At 59.3% G+C, this 19,605-nt stretch carries 15 protein-coding genes; 8 read left to right on the top strand and 7 right to left on the bottom strand.

Annotated features, from left to right (window positions below):
• Nucleotides 1–15 precede the first annotated feature (15 nt).
• The 4 genes from AD930_RS16330 to carA all read right to left on the bottom strand — a co-directional run bounded on the left by AD930_RS16330 (nucleotide 16) and on the right by carA (nucleotide 6,500).
• On the bottom strand, nucleotides 16–1,212 hold the full coding sequence (locus AD930_RS16330; RefSeq protein WP_061507074.1) for a threonine ammonia-lyase: 1,197 nt from the start codon (nucleotides 1,210–1,212) through the stop codon (nucleotides 16–18).
• A 1-nt stretch (nucleotide 1,213) separates the two neighbouring features.
• Nucleotides 1,214–1,687: a transcription elongation factor GreA gene (gene greA, locus AD930_RS16325; protein WP_043552318.1), complete on the bottom strand. Its 474-nt coding sequence runs from the start codon at nucleotides 1,685–1,687 to the stop codon at nucleotides 1,214–1,216.
• A gap of 142 nt (nucleotides 1,688–1,829) precedes the next feature.
• Nucleotides 1,830–5,084, bottom strand: coding sequence for a carbamoyl-phosphate synthase large subunit (carB, locus tag AD930_RS16320; RefSeq protein ID WP_061501545.1), 3,255 nt, complete (start codon nucleotides 5,082–5,084; stop codon nucleotides 1,830–1,832).
• Nucleotides 5,085–5,090: 6 nt separating this feature from the next.
• Nucleotides 5,091–6,500, bottom strand: a complete 1,410-nt coding sequence (carA, locus tag AD930_RS16315; protein WP_061507073.1) for a glutamine-hydrolyzing carbamoyl-phosphate synthase small subunit — start codon at nucleotides 6,498–6,500, stop codon at nucleotides 5,091–5,093.
• Nucleotides 6,501–6,680: 180 nt separating this feature from the next.
• Here carA and AD930_RS16310 point away from each other — a divergent pair, with 180 nt between their 5' ends.
• The 8 genes from AD930_RS16310 to AD930_RS16275 all read left to right on the top strand — a co-directional run bounded on the left by AD930_RS16310 (nucleotide 6,681) and on the right by AD930_RS16275 (nucleotide 14,834).
• Nucleotides 6,681–7,136: a GatB/YqeY domain-containing protein gene (locus AD930_RS16310; protein WP_043552323.1), complete on the top strand. Its 456-nt coding sequence runs from the start codon at nucleotides 6,681–6,683 to the stop codon at nucleotides 7,134–7,136.
• Between the two features lie 313 nt (nucleotides 7,137–7,449).
• Nucleotides 7,450–9,285, top strand: coding sequence for a DNA primase (dnaG, locus tag AD930_RS16305; protein ID WP_061507072.1), 1,836 nt, complete (start codon nucleotides 7,450–7,452; stop codon nucleotides 9,283–9,285).
• Nucleotides 9,286–9,441: 156 nt separating this feature from the next.
• Nucleotides 9,442–11,421, top strand: a complete 1,980-nt coding sequence (rpoD, locus tag AD930_RS16300) for an RNA polymerase sigma factor RpoD (protein ID WP_061507071.1) — start codon at nucleotides 9,442–9,444, stop codon at nucleotides 11,419–11,421.
• Nucleotides 11,411–11,995: a GNAT family N-acetyltransferase gene (locus tag AD930_RS16295; protein WP_061507070.1), complete on the top strand. Its 585-nt coding sequence runs from the start codon at nucleotides 11,411–11,413 to the stop codon at nucleotides 11,993–11,995. Before rpoD ends, AD930_RS16295 begins: the two co-directional genes overlap by 11 nt.
• A 156-nt stretch (nucleotides 11,996–12,151) precedes the next feature.
• Entirely contained in the window at nucleotides 12,152–12,625 is a 474-nt protein-coding gene (rpsF, locus tag AD930_RS16290) for a 30S ribosomal protein S6 (protein WP_043552330.1), read from the top strand.
• Nucleotides 12,626–12,630: 5 nt separating this feature from the next.
• Nucleotides 12,631–12,906, top strand: coding sequence for a 30S ribosomal protein S18 (gene rpsR / locus AD930_RS16285; protein WP_025827993.1), 276 nt, complete (start codon nucleotides 12,631–12,633; stop codon nucleotides 12,904–12,906).
• A 10-nt stretch (nucleotides 12,907–12,916) separates the two neighbouring features.
• Nucleotides 12,917–13,516, top strand: a complete 600-nt coding sequence (gene rplI, locus AD930_RS16280) for a 50S ribosomal protein L9 (protein ID WP_043552332.1) — start codon at nucleotides 12,917–12,919, stop codon at nucleotides 13,514–13,516.
• A 106-nt stretch (nucleotides 13,517–13,622) separates the two neighbouring features.
• Nucleotides 13,623–14,834 carry an SAM-dependent methyltransferase gene (locus tag AD930_RS16275; RefSeq protein ID WP_061507069.1) on the top strand — a complete coding sequence of 404 codons (1,212 nt, stop codon included), beginning with the start codon at nucleotides 13,623–13,625 and terminating at the stop codon, nucleotides 14,832–14,834.
• Nucleotides 14,835–15,008: 174 nt separating this feature from the next.
• Here AD930_RS16275 and rsmA read toward each other — a convergent pair whose 3' ends face one another.
• The 3 genes from rsmA to AD930_RS16260 form a co-directional block, all read right to left on the bottom strand.
• On the bottom strand, nucleotides 15,009–15,848 hold the full coding sequence (gene rsmA, locus AD930_RS16270) for a 16S rRNA (adenine(1518)-N(6)/adenine(1519)-N(6))-dimethyltransferase RsmA (RefSeq protein ID WP_061507068.1): 840 nt from the start codon (nucleotides 15,846–15,848) through the stop codon (nucleotides 15,009–15,011).
• Nucleotides 15,845–17,194 carry a peptidylprolyl isomerase gene (locus AD930_RS16265; protein WP_043553308.1) on the bottom strand — a complete coding sequence of 450 codons (1,350 nt, stop codon included), beginning with the start codon at nucleotides 17,192–17,194 and terminating at the stop codon, nucleotides 15,845–15,847. The genes rsmA and AD930_RS16265 overlap by 4 nt, the downstream gene beginning before the upstream one ends.
• An 80-nt stretch (nucleotides 17,195–17,274) precedes the next feature.
• Nucleotides 17,275–19,602, bottom strand: a complete 2,328-nt coding sequence (locus AD930_RS16260; RefSeq protein WP_061501578.1) for an LPS-assembly protein LptD — start codon at nucleotides 19,600–19,602, stop codon at nucleotides 17,275–17,277.
• Between the last annotated feature and the right edge of the window lie 3 nt (nucleotides 19,603–19,605).

The raw sequence follows: 19,605 nt of genomic DNA, 5'->3' as shown, positions 1-19,605 counted from the left end.
CATGGTTCCTAAGTGTTAAGCGCGGCGAACGATGTAGTGTTCGCCCAGTGCTTTGGTAATCAGGGCCGCGTGTTCCGGGTCCCGCGCTTCAATCATCACTTCAAGTTCAGCCGCCTGCACGGAGGGGGCGGCAAACAGGCGCTGATGAGAGACTTCGATGATGTTGCCGCCTGCTTCCCCAATGCTTCTGGAAATATCAGCCAGCACGCCGGGGCGGTCGGGAATTTCCATAATCAGGCGCAGGATGCGGCCATCACGCAGCATGGCGCGCAGAAGGGTGTTGGCCAGAATGCGGCTGTCGATATTGCCGCCAGAGATAGGCAGGGCGACTTTCTTGTCCCGGAACAGGTCCGGGTAGGTCATGACGGCAGCAAGCCCGACAGCGCCAGCACCTTCGCTTACCTGTTTGGCACCCTCGGCCAGCAGGGTGATAGCGGTCTCCACCGCGCATTCCGGCACCACCAGCACTTTGGAGACCAGCTTGCGGATAATCTCATCCGGGCGCTGGCCGATCTGCATGACGGCAATGCCCTCGGCAATGGTCGAGCCACCCGACGGATGCGTAGCCGGGCCGGGGAAGGCGGAGAGCGAATTGTAGCTTCCTACCTGCACGCCAATCAGTTCCACCTCTGGACGCATGGCTTTGGCCGCAACAGAGCAGCCGCCCAGCAGACCGCCGCCGCCAATGGGGGCGACCAGCATGTCCAGCGGTCCGGCATCCTCAAACAGTTCCAGCGCACAGGTGCCCTGACCGGCCATGACGGCTGGGTCATCATACGGATGAATGAAGGTGCGGCCTTCACGCGCCTGAAGATCCTGCGCAAACAGCAGGGCTTCTGCAAAGCTTTCGCCTTCCAGAATAACCCGTGCACCCCAGTTGCGGGTGCGCACCACTTTAGCCGCTGGCGTGAATTTGGGCATGACGATAACGGCATCAATACCCAGCAGGCTGGCATGGCGGGCGACACCCTGCGCATGGTTGCCAGCCGAGACGGCAATCACGCCGCGCTTGCGCTCATCCTCGGAGAGCAGCGCGAGTTTGTTGGCCGCTCCGCGCTCCTTGAACGAGCCGACCGCCTGAAGATTTTCCAGCTTCAGGGTAATATCGGCGCCGGTCGCTTTCGAGAGAGACTGAGAGGAAATCGTAGGGGTGCGGAGTACACTGCCGTTGATCCGCGCCGCCGCGGCGGTGATATCCTCAAACTTCAGCATCTCAGATGAATTTCACAGACAGGATCTCATACGTCCGGTCACCACCGGGGGCGGGGACGGAAACGGTATCGCCTTCATGCTTGCCAATCAGGGATTTGGCGAGCGGGGAGGAAATGGACAGCAGGTTCAGCTTGATGTCCGCTTCATGCACACCAACAATCTGGTAGGTGGCTTCCTTGTCGGTATCTTCATCAACCACGGTGACGGTTGCACCGAACTTGACCTGATCACCAGACAGGCTTGTGGGGTCAATCACTTCAGCCGTGGAGATAATGCTCTCCAGCTCAAGAACGCGGCCTTCGGTAAAGGACTGTCGTTCACGCGCGGCGTGGTATTCCGCGTTTTCCGAAAGATCGCCGTGGCTGCGGGCTTCCGCAATGGCGCGGATGATGGCCGGACGCTCTACAGATTTCAGATTACGCAGTTCGTCTTCGAGCCGCCGTAAACCTTTTTCCGTCATCGGAGTTTTCTGCAAGACATGTCCCCAGAATAAATCTGCCGGACGATCTGGCCGGCATGGAAGTTATAAAAAAACACGGGTACAGGCGGCCATGCCATCAGACAGGCCGCTTGCCCCGCGGAACGTGGAGGGCCGGCCCTAAGGCCGACCCTCCTGTTCAGAACGATCCACTAAAGTATGACTGAAGCGGCGCAACTTCAAGCGGTCCTTCACGCATTGCCGCAATTGCATAGGTTGCAGCCCGTGCACCGGCCATGGTGGTGTAGTGCGGAATGCCCAGCACAAGGGCAGAGCGGCGGATGTCAAAACTGTCCGCCACGGACTGTGCGCCACGGGCGGTGTTGATGACCATCTGCACTTCACCCGAGCGGATGGCGTCCACACAATGCGGGCGGCCTTCCAGCACCTTGTTCACCACAGCGACCTCAATCCCGGCATCGCGCAGCTTTTTGGCTGTGCCGCGTGTGGCCAGAATTTTCAGCCCCATGCTGGCCAGCTGGCGGCCAAGAGCAGGCAGGTGCGGCTTGTCACTCTCCCGCACGGACAGGAAGACCGTGCCGGAGGTGGGCAGGCGCACGCCAGCACCCAGCTGAGACTTGGCAAAAGCGCGCTCAAAGGACGTATCCAGCCCCATGACCTCACCCGTGGAGCGCATTTCCGGCCCCAGAATGATGTCCACTTCCGCAAAGCGGTTGAAGGGGAAGACGGCTTCCTTCACGGCCACATGCGGCACCACAGCGCGGTCATCCAGATTGAAGCTGCTCAGCTTTGCACCGGCCATAACGCGGGCACCAATCTTGGCCACCGGGACGCCCGTTGCTTTCGCCACGAACGGCACGGTGCGGGAGGCACGCGGGTTGACCTCAAGGACAAAGATTTCCTGATCCTTGATGGCATACTGCACGTTCATCAGACCGACGATGCCCAGCTCACGCGCCATGGCTTCGGTCTGCGTTTTCAGCTCCGTCACAATGGCAGGGGAGAGGGTGTAGGGCGGCAGGGCGCAGGCGCTGTCACCCGAGTGAATGCCAGCTTCCTCAATGTGCTCCATCACACCGGCCACATACACGTCCGTGCCGTCTGCAATGCAGTCCACGTCGGCTTCAATGGCTTCGTTCAGGTAGTGGTCAATCAGCACGGGGCCGGAGGCAATGTCATGCCCGGCAAGCTGAAGGGCACCGCGCATATAACGCTGGAGGCCTGCACGGTCATACACAATTTCCATGGCCCGGCCGCCCAGCACGTAGGATGGACGCACCACAACCGGGTAGCCAATGCGTTCTGCAATATCCTCAGCTTCCGCCGGGGAGCGGGCAATCCCGTTGGCAGGCTGAAGCAGGCCGAGCTTGTGCAGCAGCGCCTGGAAGCGCTCACGGTCTTCCGCGCGGTCAATGGCGTCTGCCGGGGTGCCCAGCAGCGGAATGCCCGCTTTTTCCAGCGCATGAGACAGCTTGAGCGGCGTCTGGCCGCCATACTGCACAATGCAGCCTTTAACGGTGCCGTTCTGCTGTTCCTTGCGGATCAGCGCGACAACATCTTCCGCCGTCAGCGGTTCGAAATACAGACGGTCAGATGTGTCATAGTCAGTGGAGACCGTCTCCGGATTACAGTTGACCATGATGGTCTCAAACCCGGCCTCACGCAGCGCATAGGCGGCGTGCACACAGCAGTAATCGAACTCAATGCCCTGACCAATCCGGTTCGGGCCACCGCCGAGAATGACAATCTTCTCGCGGTCGGTCGGCTCGGATTCACAGGCCGGAGGGGCAAACACGCCTTCATACGTGGAATACATATACGGCGTGCTGGAAGCGAACTCACCGGCACAGGTATCAATGCGTTTGTAGACGGCATTGACGCCAACCTGATCCCGCAGGGCAGAGACTTCGTCTTCCTGCAGGCCGGACAGGCGGGCCAGCTGGATATCGGAAAAGCCCATGGCTTTCAGGCGGCGCAGGCCCTGTGCATCACGCGGCAGGCCGTGGTTCTGGATAGCGCGTTCAGCGTGGACGATTTTTTCCAGTTCCCGCAGGAACCACGGCTCAAAGCGGCAGGCTTCGTTAATGGCTTCAACAGACAGGCCAGCACGCAGAGCCTGAGCGGCCATCAGAATGCGTTCCGGGCGCGGCTGGGAGAGGGCTGCGCGGAAAGCGTCTTCCCCGCCATCACCGGGTACCTCTACCGGGTCCAGCCCATGCAGGCCGGTTTCCATGGAGCGCAGGCCCTTCTGCAGAGCTTCCGTGAAGGACCGGCCAATGGCCATAGCCTCACCAACAGACTTCATGGAGGTGGAGAGCAGAGCCGGGGCGCCGGGGAACTTCTCGAACGTAAAGCGCGGGATTTTGACGACCACATAGTCAATGGTCGGCTCGAAGGACGCCGGGGTGGAGCCGGTGATGTCGTTCTTCAGCTCATCCAGCGTGTAGCCTACAGCCAGCTTGGCCGCGATTTTGGCGATCGGGAAGCCGGTGGCCTTGGACGCGAGTGCGGAAGAGCGGGAGACGCGGGGATTCATCTCAATGACCACCATGCGCCCGTCAGCCGGGTTCACGCCGAACTGCACGTTCGAACCACCCGTTTCCACGCCAATGGCGCGCAGGCAGGCAATGGAGGCATCACGCATCCGCTGGAACTCTTTGTCCGTCAGCGTCAGAGACGGGGCGACGGTAATGGAGTCCCCGGTGTGCACACCCATCGGGTCAATATTTTCAATGGAGCAGACGATGATGCAGTTGTCCGCTTTGTCGCGCACAACTTCCATTTCGTACTCTTTCCACCCCAGCAGAGATTCTTCAATCAGCACTTCTGTGGTGGGGGAGGCATCCAGACCGGATGCAACAATCTGCTCAAACTCTTCACGGTTGTAAGCAATACCGCCACCGGAACCGCCCATGGTGAAGGACGGACGGATGATGGTGGGGAAGCCGATTTTCTTGAAGGCTTCCCGCGCTTCTTCCATGCTGTGCGCGATGAAGCTACGAGGGCTTTCAATGCCAATGGCATCCATGGCTTCCCGGAATTTCTGACGGTCTTCCGCGCGGTCGATCACGTCGGCCTTGGCACCAATCAGTTCCACGCCATGCTTTTGCAGGAAGCCGGAGGCATCCAGCGCCATGGCGGTGTTCAGCGCCGTCTGGCCGCCCATGGTGGGCAGAATGGCGTCCGGCTTTTCTTTCAGAATAATGCGTTCAACGCAGTCCGGCGTAATGGGCTCCACATAGGTGGCGTCCGCAAGGCCGGGGTCCGTCATGATGGTGGCGGGGTTGGAGTTCACCAGAATGACCCGGTAGCCTTCTTCCCGCAGGGCCTTACAGGCCTGAGCGCCGGAATAGTCGAACTCGCAGGCCTGCCCGATGACAATGGGACCAGCGCCAATAATGAGAATGGAGCGGATATCTGTCCGTTTTGGCATGATGCGTTAGTCCTTGCTGCCGTGCGCATCAATCAGCGCGACAAACCGTTCAAAAAGATAAAAGCTGTCAGACGGGCCGGGGCTGGCTTCCGGATGATACTGCACGGAAAAAGCCGGGAAACGGTCAGACGCCAGACCTTCGTTAGAGCTATCAAACAGGCTGACATGCGTCACATGCGCATCGTCCGGGAGGCTGTCTGCATCCACCGCAAAACCGTGGTTCTGGCTGGTGATTTCCACGCGGCCTGTGCCCAGATCCTTCACCGGCTGGTTCGCGCCGCGGTGGCCAAGGGCCAGCTTGTAGGTCTTGCCGCCCAGAGCGCGGGCCAGAAGCTGATGGCCAAGGCAGATGCCAAACAGCGGCAGACCAGCGTTCAGCACACCCTGAATGGCCGGCACGGCATACTCAGCGGTCGCAGCCGGGTCACCGGGACCGTTGGAGAGGAAGACGCCAGCGGGCTTGAGCGCCAGAATTTCTTCCGCCGTCGTTGTTGCGGGCACAACGGTGACGTCACAGCCCGCAGCGACCAGACAGCGTAGGATGTTGCGTTTCGCGCCGTAATCCACAGCCACAACCTTGCGGCGGTTTTCCGGGGCGGGGCGGGTGCCTTTCGACCATTCCCACACGCTTTCGCTCCAGGTGTAAGGGGCTTTGCAGGTCACGGTCTTGGCCAGATCCATGCCTTCCAGCCCGGGCCATGCACGGGTGGCGTCCTGCAGGGCGGCCAGATCAAACTGTCCGTTTTCCGGGAAGAACAGAGCCGCCGTCTGTGCGCCGTGGTCACGGATCTTCAGGGTGAGGGAGCGGGTATCAATGCCGGCAATGCCCGGAACGCCCTGTGCCTTCAGCCATGCGTCCAGACTTTCCGTAGCGCGCCAGTTGGCGGGTTCGGTCAGATCTTCCTTGGTGACAAGGCCAAGGGCGGCAATCCGAGAGGCTTCATCATCTTCCGGGGTGGTGCCCACGTTTCCGATATGCGGGAAGGTGAAGGTGATGATCTGGCCCGCGAAGGACGGGTCCGTCAGCGTTTCCTGATAGCCGGACATGCCGGTGGAAAAACAGATTTCACCAAGGGCGGGTTTCTGCGTGAAGGCGCCAAAGCCTTTCCCCCACAGAATGGTTCCGTCTGCAAGAACAAGGGCGGCGGTTGCGCCGTCCGGGCGGGCGTCTGGCATGGGTATTCCTGTTGTGCTGCCTCCCGGTGCCGGGGAGGATTGGTCCGGGGATGTGGGGCTGGCGGGGTCCAGATCTGTCAGCGAAAGACCTGTGGCCCGTGCTATGACGGGCCAGTGGCGGGATGGAATGGCCTGAGCCTGCCGCCATTTGCGGATAGCTTCTGTGCCAACGCCGGTCAGGCGTGCTGTTGCGTCCGGCCCGCCAAGTCGGGCAATGATGGTATCGATTGAAATGGGCATAAGGTAGACTGTGCCTCCCGTTCCGCATGGTTTAGCAGTCTGCGGGGTGGGTGGGAAGAAATTTCCCACCAGCGTATGCGGGTTTTAATCTGGGGTGGGAAATTTCTTCCCACGTGATGATTTTATGCCACGCCTGTGCGGTGTGGCCTCTGATGTACATGATATGGAGTATGAGTGGTTATGTCCCTGCGTGAACGCCTGATGGCTGATCTCAAGACGGCAATGAAAGCCGGAGAAAGTGCGCGTGTGGGCACGATCCGCATGATTACGGCCAAGCTCAAGGATGTTGAGATTGCGGGCCGCGCTAAAGGGAGCGAAGGGCTGAGCGAGGATGAGGGCCTGTCCGCGCTGCGCGGTATGGTCAAAACCCGCACCGAATCGGCCACCATGTATCGGGACGCAGGTCGTCCGGAACTGGCTGAGAAGGAAGAAGCGGAAATTGCTGTGATCCGTGGCTACCTGCCGCCGGAAATGGATGATGCCGCTCTGGAAGCTGCCGTGAAGGAAGCTGTTGCTGCGACCGGTGCCGAAACCATGAAGGACATGGGCAAGGTCATGGGCGCTCTGAAAGCCAAATTCGGCGCGGGCCTAGATATGGGCCGCGCGAATGCGGTTGTAAAAGCCAGCCTGAGCTGAAGACCTCTATGCGGACTGCTGCTCCGACTGGCGGTGGCAGTCCGCGTTGAGACTGTGCTGATGGAGTTCGGCTTTATCAGCACCCGGAGTATGCTGGGGGAAACCCCTGTCAGGGTCTCCGGTAGGGTGGAAAATGTCGCCCTAAAAAATATTTAGATGATCATGGACGGATACTTTCGTTCCGAAGTCCTTTCATGTCGTCAGCAAAAATTCTGAACGTCTGGAATGGGGCTTTTTGCAGGGCTGTCTTTGTGCCCGTCATCGGGACGGTGGAGCGGTGTCGCATTCAGAGACAAAATGATATCAGGCGCCTATGGCAATTGAGGCAGGCTTTCTGGATGAACTCCGTGCCCGCACGCCGCTGTTTTCAGTGGTGGGGCGGAGGGTTAAGCTCGCCCGGTCCGGCAGGAACTGGAAGGGCTGCTGCCCGTTCCATGGTGAAAAAACGCCGTCTTTCTACGTCTATGACGATCACTTCCACTGCTTTGGTTGCGGTGTGCATGGGGATGTCATCTCCTTTGTCATGCAGATGGAAGGCAAAAGCTTTCCCGAAGCAGTGGAAGAACTGGCCTCTGCGGCCGGGCTGGATGTTCCCAAAGACACGCGACGCTCTCAGGAAGAGGTGGCACACACCCGGTCTCTGGGTGAAGTGCTGGAGCTTGTGCAGGAGATCTGGTCGTCCGCGCTGTATTCGGCCTCAGGGCGGGCCGGGCTGGACTATCTGCTGGGGCGCGGGCTGACGCGAGAGACGATCGAGACCTTCGGGCTGGGCTGGGCCGGAGACGGGCGCGGGAGCCTGACGGCGGCGCTGGCAGCCAAAGGTGTAACGCCCCAGATGATGGCGGAAGCCGGGCTGATGCGTCTGGATGAGGACGGACGCCCCAAGGGTGAACTGTTCTGGGGGCGCGTGACCTTCCCCATCCGCGACCGCAAAGGGCGGCTGGTGTCCTTTGGTGGCCGTATTCTGGGCGATGGTCAGCCGAAATATCTGAATGGCCCGGAAACGGCGCTGTTTTCCAAGCGGCGCCTGCTGTTCGGGCTGGATAGGGCACGGGTTGCTGTTCGGGCACCCCGGCCTAAAGGAACGCCTGCGACGGATCTGGTTGTGGTCGAAGGGTATATGGACGTCATCGCCCTGCATCAGGCCGGGTTTGGTGGCGCGGTCGCCCCGTTGGGGACCGCGCTGACGCCGGAGCAGCTTGAAGTGCTGTGGCAGGTCGATCGTGCGCCGGTGCTGTGTTTTGACGGGGACTCTGCGGGCCGTCGCGCTGCGGCACGAGCGGCGGAGACGGCGTTGCCGCTGTTGAAGGAGGAACGCTCACTCCGCCTCTGCCTGCTGCCGGAAGGGGAAGACCCGGATAGTCTGGTGCGCTCCCGTGGGGCGCAGGCGGTGGGGGATCTGTTCGCCTCCGCCAGTCCGCTGTCTGATGTGCTGTTTGATCTGCTGGCCGGAGGGGTGAGTAATCCGGGACCGGAAGAGCGGGCGGCCCTGCGGCGCAAGCTGGTAGAGGCGGCAGCACTTATTCCGGAAAAAAATCTGGCGGCAGAATATCGTTCCACGCTGCTGGACCGGTTTTTTGAAACCTTCCGGCGGAAGAAGGGTGGCGGCTCTTTTGGCAAGGGGAATTCTTCCTCTGGTGGCAGCGGAAGTCGCGTGCCGCAGGATATGCAGCCGTCCCGCGTGGACCCTGTGCGGGAGCGGCAGCGTATTCTTCTCGCCCTCCTGCTGCGTTACCCGGAACTGGTGACGGAGGTGGAGGAAGCGCTCTGCCGCCTGAGTCTGCCGGAGGACTATTCCGAACTGCGTGCACTGTTGCTGGATATGTCGGCAGAGGGTCTGCTGCCCGAAGATGGCAAGACGCTGCTGGACGAACTGGCCGGGCGGGAAGAGGAAGCGCTGGTCCGATCCGTACTCACGGAAGGCCCTTTGCCGTTGAATCTGGAAGAAAAAGACACCTCGCTGGCTGTGGCCATAAGAACACAGTGGTGGCATTTTTACGGATTGCTGAATTTTGGTCAGTTTCGAAAAGAAGTTGAGCAGGAGGTTGCGCGCTTCGCACAGGATGGGGCAGATATGGCGGAATGGAAGCGGCTACAGCCAAGGCTGGAGGCTTTGGCGGCGCTGCGGCGTGGGGAGATAGACGAGTAGTTTTTACGAGGCGTGGGGAATGTTCGGCCCGCGTTCCTCTTGACTTCGGGGGCAGTATATCCCACGTCCTGCCCGCCCTGGAAAACTGAACAATTTGTGTTGAGCTGGTCGTTCTGCAACTTGTCAGAATGCAGCGGGGGGAGGAGCAGGTCTGGCATGGCAACAAAGACAGCATCGGGTAACGGAGCGCACTCAGCGGAGCAGGATGGTGACACAACCACCCTGGATACGCAGTCTGCCGCGGTCAAAAAGCTGATCGCGAAGGGGCGTGAGCGCGGGTACATCACGTTTGACGAGCTGAATGCTGTGCTGCCTCAGGACAAGATGTCCTCCGAGCAGATTGAGGACATCATGGCGATGTTGTCCGAAATGGGTATTCAGGTCGTCGAGAACGAAGAGAACGAAGAGACCGAGTCTCAGAAGACCGAAAAAGCTGAAGGCGAAGAGGCAGAGGAAGCCGAAGAGGCTGAAACCGAAACCGCTTCCGGCAACGTTAACGCAGAAAATCTTGGCCGCACGGATGACCCTGTGCGCATGTATCTGCGCGAAATGGGCACGGTGGAGCTGCTCTCCCGCGAGGGCGAGATTGCCATTGCCAAGCGCATTGAGGCTGGCCGTGATGAAATGATCGGCGGCCTGTGCGAAAGCCCGCTGACCTTCCGCGCCATCATCTCCTGGCATGAGAAGATCCGTAACAATGAAATGCTGCTGCGTGACATTGTGGATCTGGAAGCCATGCAGGCTGCCACTAACCCCATGGGGGAAGAAGGCACCGGCGATGCGTTTGAAAACGCAGAAGGTGAGAGCGAAGAAGGCGACGAACCGGAAACCGAAGCTGAAGGCGAAGTTGAGGGGGAAGGCAGTGGCCTGTCTCTTTCCGCGCTGGAAGAAAAGCTGAAGCCGGAAATCCTCGCGCATTTTGAAGAAATTGAGCCGCTGTACGAAAAGCTGCGCAAGCTTCAGGTCAAGCGCATTGATGTGCTGACCACCGGTGAGGAAGTGCAGGACCGCTCTGAGAAGATCTATGCCGCCCTGCGTGATGAGCTGGTGGGCAAGGTTGAGCAGGTGCATCTGCACAACAACCGGATTGAAGATCTGGTCATCCAGCTGAAAGAGCTGTTCCGCAGCCTGAACGTGCTGGAAGGCCGTATGCTGCGTCTGGCGGAAAGCTGCCGCGTCTCGCGTGAAGACTTCCTGCTGAAATACCGTGGCCGTGAGCTGGACCCGGCATGGATGGACATGGTCTCCGCACTGCCGGGCAAGTCCTGGAAGAACTTTGTCGCCAAACATTCTGAAACGGTAATCGGCCTGCGTAATCAGGTTGCTGAACTGGCTCAGGATACAGGTCTGCCGATTGGTGAATTCCGCCGCGTTTACGCAACCGTTGCGCGCGGTGAGCGCGATTCTGCCCGCGCTAAGAAGGAAATGATTGAGGCCAACCTGCGTCTCGTGATTTCCATTGCGAAGAAATACACCAACCGTGGGTTGCAGTTCCTTGATCTGATTCAGGAAGGCAATATCGGCCTGATGAAGGCCGTGGATAAGTTCGAATACCGCCGCGGCTATAAATTCTCCACCTATGCAACCTGGTGGATCCGGCAGGCGATTACGCGGTCCATTGCGGATCAGGCGCGGACCATTCGTATTCCGGTGCATATGATCGAGACCATCAACAAGCTGGTGCGGACCTCCCGCCAGATGCTGCATGAGATCGGTCGGGAACCGGCACCGGAAGAACTGGCTGAAAAGCTGGGGATGCCGTTGGAAAAAGTGCGGAAAGTTCTCAAAATCGCCAAAGAGCCGATTTCTCTGGAAACCCCGATCGGGGATGAGGAAGACAGCCATCTGGGTGACTTCATTGAGGATAAAACGGCGATTATCCCGCTGGATGCCGCTATTCAGACCAACCTGCGTGAAGCCACGACCCGCGTTCTGGCCTCGCTCACGCCGCGTGAAGAACGCGTGCTGCGTATGCGCTTCGGGATTGGGATGAACACGGACCACACGCTGGAAGAAGTCGGCCAGCAGTTTAACGTGACCCGTGAACGTATCCGTCAGATTGAAGCCAAGGCCCTGCGTAAACTCAAGCACCCCAGCCGCAGCCGTAAGCTCCGGTCCTTCCTGGATGATAACTGAGGTTCTCATCCGGCAGGCTGAGCCTGCCACGCGCATGAAGGTCGATGTCACCTTCATGCGGATGCTGCGGCCCCCTGAGGGGGAAGGGCTTGCTCTGCCGGAAGGCTGGTCAGTCGAGACCAATGCCCGGCCGGATGTGGCCGGATATCGCCTGCTGCAGGACAAGGTCGGCCGGGATTATTGCTGGTGGATGCGTCAGGCTGCGTCTGATAAGGATCTTGCGCATTTTCTGGAAGAGGGGCCTGCCAGCATTGCTCTGCTCCGCCAGGGGCAGGAGATCCGTGGCTTTTATGAGCTCAACCTGTCCAACCCGCAGGATATCAACCTGTCCTATTTTGGCCTGTTCCCGGAAGCCATTGGGCACAGGGTAGGGCGCGCCTTTCTGGATATGGCTGTGCGGCACGCCTGGGCGCTTGGCCCGCTGTGTGTGCGGGTTAATACCTGCTCGGCGGATCACCCCCGCGCTTTGCCGCTGTATAAGCAGGCTGGTTTTGAGCCTGTGCGCACGGTGGAAGAAACGTGGGATGTGCCCAACAGGCTCGGTTTGAAGATTCCTGAGAGATTTCTGGTCTGAGCTCTTGCCTTCTGGGCTAAAGTGTGGTTGACACGCCATCTTCCCTGCCGGGTGCGCGGCATCGCTCCGGCTATACCTAATGCTCTGCTTATGCGGGGCGCTGTTTGCCGGAACGGTCTGGCGCAGTTGGGTTGATACGATCCGAAGGGAGTACCCATGCCACTTTACGAGACCGTGCTTATTGCACGTAATGACATTTCCCAGCAGCAGGTCGATGCTATCATCGACGGCATCATTGCTCAGGTCGAAGCCGACGGCGGCTCCGTCAAGAAGCGCGAATACTGGGGCCTGCGCACGCTCGCTTACCGTATCAAGAAAAACCGCAAGGGCCACTACGTCCTGCTGGGTCTTGAGATGAAAGCCGAGATGCTCAAGGAAATCGAGCGTCAGCTCGCCATCAATGAAGACGTTCTGCGTCTGCTGGCGCTGCGCGTTGATGAAATTGATGAAGCTCCGTCCCCGGTTCTGTCCCGCAAGGGTGATGACCGCGGTGACCGTGGTTTCCGTGGCCCGAAGCCGGCCGGACGCTTTGAAAGCGGTCGTGGCGGCCGTCGTTCTTCCGAAGATCGTGAAGAATATCGCGCCCGTGATGAAAAGCCGGCTGATGCAGCCAGCACTGAAGCGGAGTGAGCAGCATGTCTGAAACGACCGAAATCAATCCCGCCGCACGTCGCCCTGCTGTAGGTGCCCGTCGTCCGTTCTACCGTCGTCGTAAGTCCTGCCCGTTCTCCGGCCCGAATGCGCCGAAGATCGACTACAAGGACGTACGTCTGCTGAGCCGTTTCCTGTCCGAACGTGGCAAGATCGTGCCGAGCCGTATTACGGCGGTTTCCGCAAAGAAGCAGCGTGAGCTGGCCCAGGCTATCAAGCGTGCCCGCTTCCTTGCTCTGCTTCCCTACGTGATGAGCTGAGAGGGCGATCATGGCTGCTACAGAAGTGATCCTGCTTCAGCGCGTTGAACATCTGGGTCAGATGGGCGATGTGGTGAAGGTTCGTCCGGGTTATGCCCGTAACTTCCTGCTGCCGCAGGGCAAGGCTATTCGTGCAAACGAAGCCAACCGTTCACGCTTCGACCGTGAACGCGCCCAGCTTGAGGCACAGAACATCAAACGTCGTGAAGAAGCCGAGCGTCTCTCCGAGCGCATGGACGGTCTGGCTGTTGTGCTGATCCGTCAGGCTGGTGACAGCGGCAGCCTGTATGGCTCCGTGTCCACCCGTGACGTTGCTCAGGTTGTGACCGAAGCTGGTTTCACCATCTCCCGTCAGCAGGTCTTCCTAGCTCATCCGATCAAGTCTCTTGGTCTGTATGAAGTCAAGGTTGCTCTGCACCCGGAAGTTGTTGTGCCGGTTGTGGTCAACGTTGCCCGTTCTGCTGAAGAAGCTGAGCGTCAGGCACGCGGTGAAGCCGTGAGCGTTGAAGAAGAAGCAGAAATTGCTGGTGATGAAGCCGTAATCGAAGGCGAAATTGTCGCTGATGACGCGGAAGCACCCGCAGCAGAAGAAAACAAAGCCGACGCCTGATCGTCGTCTTTTTCTGCTATGCTTTCAAAAGGGTCCGGGAAGTATTCCCGGGCCCTTTTTTGTGTTTTATCATCACGTATTTTCATGGCCATGACGGAGTAAGTGCATGAACCGCATTCTGGACCGGATATTACGGCACTTTATTTCCTCGGGACGGCTGCATGTTGCCTGGCCCGATGGAAGCCAGACGCATTATAGCGGTAGCAAGCCGGGGCCTGAGGCGGGGATGAAGCTGGTGGATAACGCCAGTGCGCGTGCTCTGGCCATGAATCCCGGTCTGGGCTTTGGTGAAGGCTACATGAATGGCGGCATTCAGCCGATGGACTGCACGCTGTATCAGCTGCTGGACCTGCTGATGCTCAATGCCATGTCTCCCGGCCATTTACCGGAGCAGATTGCCAGCACATTCCGCTATGCCTGCCGGAGCTGGATCCAGTTCAACCCGATCAAACGCGCGCGGCAGAATGTAGCGCATCATTATGATCTGGATAGCCGCCTGTATGACCTGTTTCTGGACAAAGACCGGCAATATTCCTGTGCATATTTCCGCCGGGGTGATGAAACGCTGGATGAGGCGCAGGACGCCAAGAAAAAGCATATTGCCTCCAAGCTGCTGCTGAACAAGCCGGGGCTGGAAGTTCTGGATATTGGCTGCGGGTGGGGTGGTATGGCGCTGACACTGGCGCGGGATTACGGCGCGATTGTTACCGGCATCACCCTTTCAGAAGAGCAGCTGACCATTGCCCGCCGTCGTGCGCAGGAAGAAGGCCTGGAAGGGCGTGTGCGCTTTGAAATGCTGGATTACCGCAATCTTAACCGGCGGTTTGACCGGATTGTGTCTGTTGGCATGTTCGAGCACGTGGGCGTGCACCACTACCATCAGTTTTTTGAAATTCTCAAAAACAACCTGACAGATGATGGCGTATCTCTGGTGCATTCCATCGGGCGGAATGACGGCCCCGGCACTACTAATCCGTGGATTAACAAATATATCTTCCCCGGCGGGTATTCACCGTCTCTGAGTGAAGCGTTCGCAGCGGTAGAGCGGTCAGGCCTGTGGGTGACGGATTGCGAAATCCTGCGTCTGCACTACGCCAAGACCATTGCCATCTGGCGGGAGCGGTTTGCCGCGAACCGTGCCAAAGCTGTGGCGCTGTATGATGAGCGGTTTGCGCGGATGTTCGAGTTCTATCTGGACGCTGCAGAACTGTCCTTCCACGTGCAAGGGCACATGAATTTTCAGATGCAGATAGCCCGCTCCATTAATGCCGTGCCGCTGACGCGGGATTATATGGCGGAAGCGGAAGGTCCGGCTTAAGGCAAGACCTCTTCTTTTTCTGGGGACGAAGACCTGAAAACCAAAGCGCCGGCTTCCTGCTGGAGCAGGCGGTCTAAAAAATATCCAGAATATTGGTGATGATAGTGTGAGTTCTCGGCATTATAAAAGAGTGTAACGCCGAGAACGAACAAAGACTATTTTGGGAGTGCCTGTTCAGCCTTTGGCTGAAAGCCCCAGATGGGCGCGGGCAAGGCTGTCAAACTCTGCGATGGTGAGCGTTTCAGCCCGGCGCGTGCCGTCAATACCGGTTTCGGCCAGCAGGCGCTCGCCATGCAGGCCTTTCAGGGAGCCGCGCAGCATTTTGCGGCGCTGCCCAAAGGCGGCGGCGGTGACCCGCTCCATGGCCTTGAACAGAGCTGGTTCAGGCTGCTCGGCGTGAGGGGTAATGCTGACAACAGCCGACCAGACCGCAGGCGGGGGAGAAAACGCCCCCGGCGGCAGCTTCATGACAATCGCGCATTGCGCGCACCACTGCGCCAGAACACCCAGCCGCCCGTAATGGGATGAGCCCGGCTGCGCGCAAATCCGCTCGACAACTTCGAGCTGGAACATGAGGGTCAGGCGTTCCCACGCGTTCCCCTGCCGCAGCCAGCCAACCAGCAGCGGCGTGGCGACATTGTAAGGCAGGTTGGCGACGATATGCCGGGGTGCCGGGCACAGGGTTGTCAGATCCTGCTTGAGAGCATCTGCTTCCACCAGTGTCAGGCGGTCCGGGTAAAAGGCGATGAGTTCCCGGATAATCTCGGCGGCCCGCGGGTCCACTTCCACGGCGGTGACTGAAGCCGCTTTGGTGCCCAGCAGCGCGCGCGTCAGGCCACCGGGGCCGGGGCCGACTTCCACCACATGTCGCCCGTCCAGCGAGCCTGCCAGAGCGGCGATGCGGTTGGTGATATCAGGATCAAGCAGGAAGTGCTGACCAAGTGCCTTACGGGCGTCCAGCCCGTGGCGGCTGATAACGTCCTTTAAGCTTTCAAGCTCGGAGAGGGACGTCATACGCCCTTCAGCTTGATACGCATGTCGATCATGGCTTTGCGGTGCAGGTCACTATCCAGCTGGCGGGCTGTCTGCTCCACGCGTTCATTCATCAGCTGGTCAGCAATTTCGCTGGGTGAGCGGTCGGCAAAGTTCTTCTCTTTTTTGGAGCAGACCATGATCAGAGCAATCCCATCCGTGGAAACCAGCGGGCGGGAGAGCTTGTTCAGCGGCAGGCCTTCCAGCAGCCCGCGCATCTGCGGGTTCATGCGTTCCAGCTGCAGTTCACCGGGGTCGGACGGCCTTCTTTCCCCATTCTGCTGGTTAATGGCGGCCACTTCGTCACAGGAATGCACGGTCTGTGCAATTTTGACGGCTTTTTGCAGGGTCTGCTGCTGCTGGGGCGTGATGTGCTCGGGGTTGAGCTCAGCATCAAACGGCAGGAAAGCCTGACGAATGGAAATGACATGCCCCGGCTGATGGCCGATTGTCCGCTTGCCATTGACCGTGATGATCACAAACCCGCCGGGCACCTTGATGGGGTTGGAAATTGCTCCAGCCCCGACCGGCATCTGTTTGACCATCTCAATCACAGCCGGGTCCAGCTCATCTTCCTGCACCCAGCCCATGGAGCCACCATCCAGCGCCGTCTGGCTCTGGGAGAACTGGGCCGCCACAATGGGGAAGGGTGCGCCTTTGCGCAGTTCCTGAATAACGGTGTTGGTAAAGGCCAGCTCTTCTTCGGAGTGGCGCGGATCTTCCACCTTCACGAAGATTTCGCTCAGATTATATTCTGTCCGGCCATCCTGCCGTTTCAGAGCGTCTTCACGCTGTGCAATTTCCTTGGCGGAAACACGGCCACGGGCACCCAGTTCCTGCCGCAGCACCTGCACCCAGCCAATCTGCACGCGGATCTGGTCGATCAGCGTCGTCAGGGAGACGCCGTCCTGCGCCAGCCGGTCACGCAGGGCGTTTTCCGGCATGCCGTTGCGGCGCTCAATCCCGGCAATGGCGGCGGCAATCTGTTCTGGCGGTGTATTGATATGCCGGGAGAGAATTTCCTGCGTGCGCAGGCGTTCGTCAATCAGCTGGCGGATAATCTGCGGGCGCAGGCGCTGCATCAGCTCATCATTGACCGGGAGACCGGTTGAGAGCGCAAACAGCTTGCCGCGATTGTCCACATCACGCGTGGTCAGCGGAATGCTGTTCACCACGGCAATAATGGTGTCGTCCGGGTGGGGCGCTTTGGCGGGAGCTGATGAGGCCGACGCGGCTTTTGTCTGCCCGCTATGGGGGGCAGCATGGGCAACGGAGGCCAGTGTCAGAGCCGTAAGGGAGCAGGCCAGTGTAAGAGAGCGCAGACGCATGCAGGACAGTCTTTCAGCTTTCCGCTGGAGAACGGGAATACTCTTGAATACCGGAGACGGCGGATTTTTTGAAGCACTGATCATTTGAGACCAAACGCCCCCAGTGTTTTGAAGCTGACAGTGAACAGATAGGTCGAGTTACGCTGCTGACCACCAATGGACGTGTATTGTTTGAGATACATGAAATCAAGGCCGAAGCAGTCGTTGTTATAGCCGATATCGCCACCCAGAGAGACAAATTCCTTGCGGGAGAGGCTACGGCGGGCAAAGCCGGACAGGTGCCAGTTGGCCCAGTCGGTGGAGAAGCCGCCGCTCAACTCGCTGGTGCGCACGTAATACAGCTGTGTCGGGCCGGAAGAGCGGTAATCGGTTGCGTAATAGTAATACGGGGTGACGGGCTCATAAATATACCCGCCACGGACGCGGAAATGCGGCACCCCGGCGCTGAACAGCGCATCCCCGAAGTCAAACTTGGAGGTGTAGGGGTTCAGGCGCATACGCGCCGTGAAGTCGAAATACTGGTTGGGCACAACGCGCGCGCGGGCCACGATGTCTGACACATGGTGGTCCAGCCCGGAATAGGGCAGGCGGTCTTGCGTAATATGCTCCTGGAAACTGGCACCGCCCAGCAGGTCGATTTCATGACCGTCCCACGTCCAGTTGGCATGCATGCCCACATTGCCGCGCAGGCCGCCATCCAGCCTGTCCGTGCCCTGATAGCGGTTAAGCGAGAACAGGGTTGAGTCCGTAAACTCGTAAGCCAGACTGTCTTCGTTTGGAATGTTGTCGTTTGTGCCTGCCCCGGTGTTGGGGGCGTAAATGGCCTGCACGATGGGCTCAACAATCTGCGTGCCGTGGCCATGTTCAAAGGTGCGGATGAACGGCCAGTTGGTTTTCAGCGCGATTGTCGGCAGAACCTGTCCGCTGACGGAGGTTGCGCCGGTTTTGTAGAAGTTGGGCTGCTGGTAGAGTTTCTTGGCTCGGTAGACCATGGAATCCAGATGCAGCGTGAGCAGGAACTTCTGGCCCAGACGGTTGGTGAAGGGGCGATCCCAGTTCAGCGCAAGCTGGCCGCGCATGTCGGACGTGCCGTTTTCACGCCGGACGTTGAAGTCCGTGGTGGACATGCCAAACCGGCCACCCCACGCATCGGGCTGTGCGAGGTAGCTATAGGTATAGCGCGGCAGCACGAACGGCAGATCCGAGTTACGGATAACACCCTGGTTCAGGCCCTGATAATACTGCGCATCCACACGGCTGTAAGCGCCTGTGCCAAACCCTTCCAGATAGACGTTGGAATTCAGGGTGTCGGAGCCGTAGCCCTGCACGCGGTAGTCCCGCATATAGTCAGCGGATGTGGCCAGATTAATGTTGGCCCCGGCGCGCCAGTATTTGTTGATGGAGAACTGGCCGTTTGCAAAAATATAGCCCTGCATACCATGGCCGTTGCCGCGGCCCACAGGTTCCCCAAAGTTGTTGGTGTAGCTGCTGGAGCGGTGGGTATCATAGGCGATGCCACCCTGCACATTCAGCATGCCGAAGTTGAAGAGCTTTCTATACTGCGCGCTGAGCTGCGGCCCTGTCTTGGTGGAGAACAGCCCCTGCACGGTAATATCTGAGCTATCATCCAGCACCCAGTAATAGGGGATGGTGAAGTAGGTGCCCAGATAACGGTCATGCGGGGTCACGCCGGGCATGAGGAAGCCGCTGTGCCGTTTGGACGAGGGGTCCGTCATGGAGAAGTAGGGCAGGTAGATTACCGGGATGCCGAAGATATCGATAAACGTATCCCGGAAATCAATGCGCTCGTGCTGCAGATCCTGCGTGGCGTCATAGGCGCGGAACTGCCAGAACGGCGCGCGCGTCTTGTCCTTTTCGCAGATTTCGCAGGCCGTATAGACCGCGCGGCTCATCACGTTGACCTTGCCGCCCGTGCGACGCAGGCCGTTGGCGGCCAGCTTGGCGTTTTCCGGCAGGCGGGCATTGACGTGCAGCATAATGCCGTCGCGCATATTGCCCGTCAGTTCCGCATAATTGGCGTACAGGACGGAGCCATCCGGCTGGATGGTGGCCACGTTACCGCGTGCAGCGACGATGCCGGTATCCCGGTCAAAAACAATCTTGTCCGCGCGTAGCACATGGTCGCCCTGCCAGACCTGCACGTTGCCAGTCCATGTGACCGTGTTAGCGTGGTCATCATAGTCCACGCTGTCAGACTGGAAAGTTGCCGGTTCATCAGGAGATGTTTTGGCGCCGGTGTTCAGGTGCATGGGTTGCGGTCTGAACTGGGCGTGCGCCTCCTTGGGCGCTGCGACCAGAATGCACGCAGTCATGCCTCCCAGCGCCGTGGCGGCAGCAAGCGTGCGCCGGCGGTGCAGAAGCCGGAAGCGGGAAGGCCGAGAGGCCACGGT

Source organism: Acetobacter malorum, from assembly GCF_001580615.1.
GTDB classification, from domain to species: Bacteria; Pseudomonadota; Alphaproteobacteria; order Acetobacterales; family Acetobacteraceae; genus Acetobacter; species Acetobacter malorum.
Note: the sequence above shows the minus strand (reverse complement) of the source record. Positions and strands in the feature narration are given on the sequence as shown.

Coding starts and splice junctions, on each gene's coding strand:
- AD930_RS16330 (WP_061507074.1), bottom strand. CDS start 1,212: ATGCTGAAGTTTGAGGATATCACCGCCGCGGCGGCGCGGATCAACGGC.
- carB (WP_061501545.1), bottom strand. CDS start 5,084: ATGCCAAAACGGACAGATATCCGCTCCATTCTCATTATTGGCGCTGGT.
- carA (WP_061507073.1), bottom strand. CDS start 6,500: ATGCCCATTTCAATCGATACCATCATTGCCCGACTTGGCGGGCCGGAC.
- AD930_RS16310 (WP_043552323.1), top strand. CDS start 6,681: ATGTCCCTGCGTGAACGCCTGATGGCTGATCTCAAGACGGCAATGAAA.
- dnaG (WP_061507072.1), top strand. CDS start 7,450: ATGGCAATTGAGGCAGGCTTTCTGGATGAACTCCGTGCCCGCACGCCG.
- rpoD (WP_061507071.1), top strand. CDS start 9,442: ATGGCAACAAAGACAGCATCGGGTAACGGAGCGCACTCAGCGGAGCAG.
- AD930_RS16295 (WP_061507070.1), top strand. CDS start 11,411: ATGATAACTGAGGTTCTCATCCGGCAGGCTGAGCCTGCCACGCGCATG.
- rpsF (WP_043552330.1), top strand. CDS start 12,152: ATGCCACTTTACGAGACCGTGCTTATTGCACGTAATGACATTTCCCAG.
- rpsR (WP_025827993.1), top strand. CDS start 12,631: ATGTCTGAAACGACCGAAATCAATCCCGCCGCACGTCGCCCTGCTGTA.
- rplI (WP_043552332.1), top strand. CDS start 12,917: ATGGCTGCTACAGAAGTGATCCTGCTTCAGCGCGTTGAACATCTGGGT.
- AD930_RS16275 (WP_061507069.1), top strand. CDS start 13,623: ATGAACCGCATTCTGGACCGGATATTACGGCACTTTATTTCCTCGGGA.
- rsmA (WP_061507068.1), bottom strand. CDS start 15,848: ATGACGTCCCTCTCCGAGCTTGAAAGCTTAAAGGACGTTATCAGCCGC.
- AD930_RS16265 (WP_043553308.1), bottom strand. CDS start 17,194: ATGCGTCTGCGCTCTCTTACACTGGCCTGCTCCCTTACGGCTCTGACA.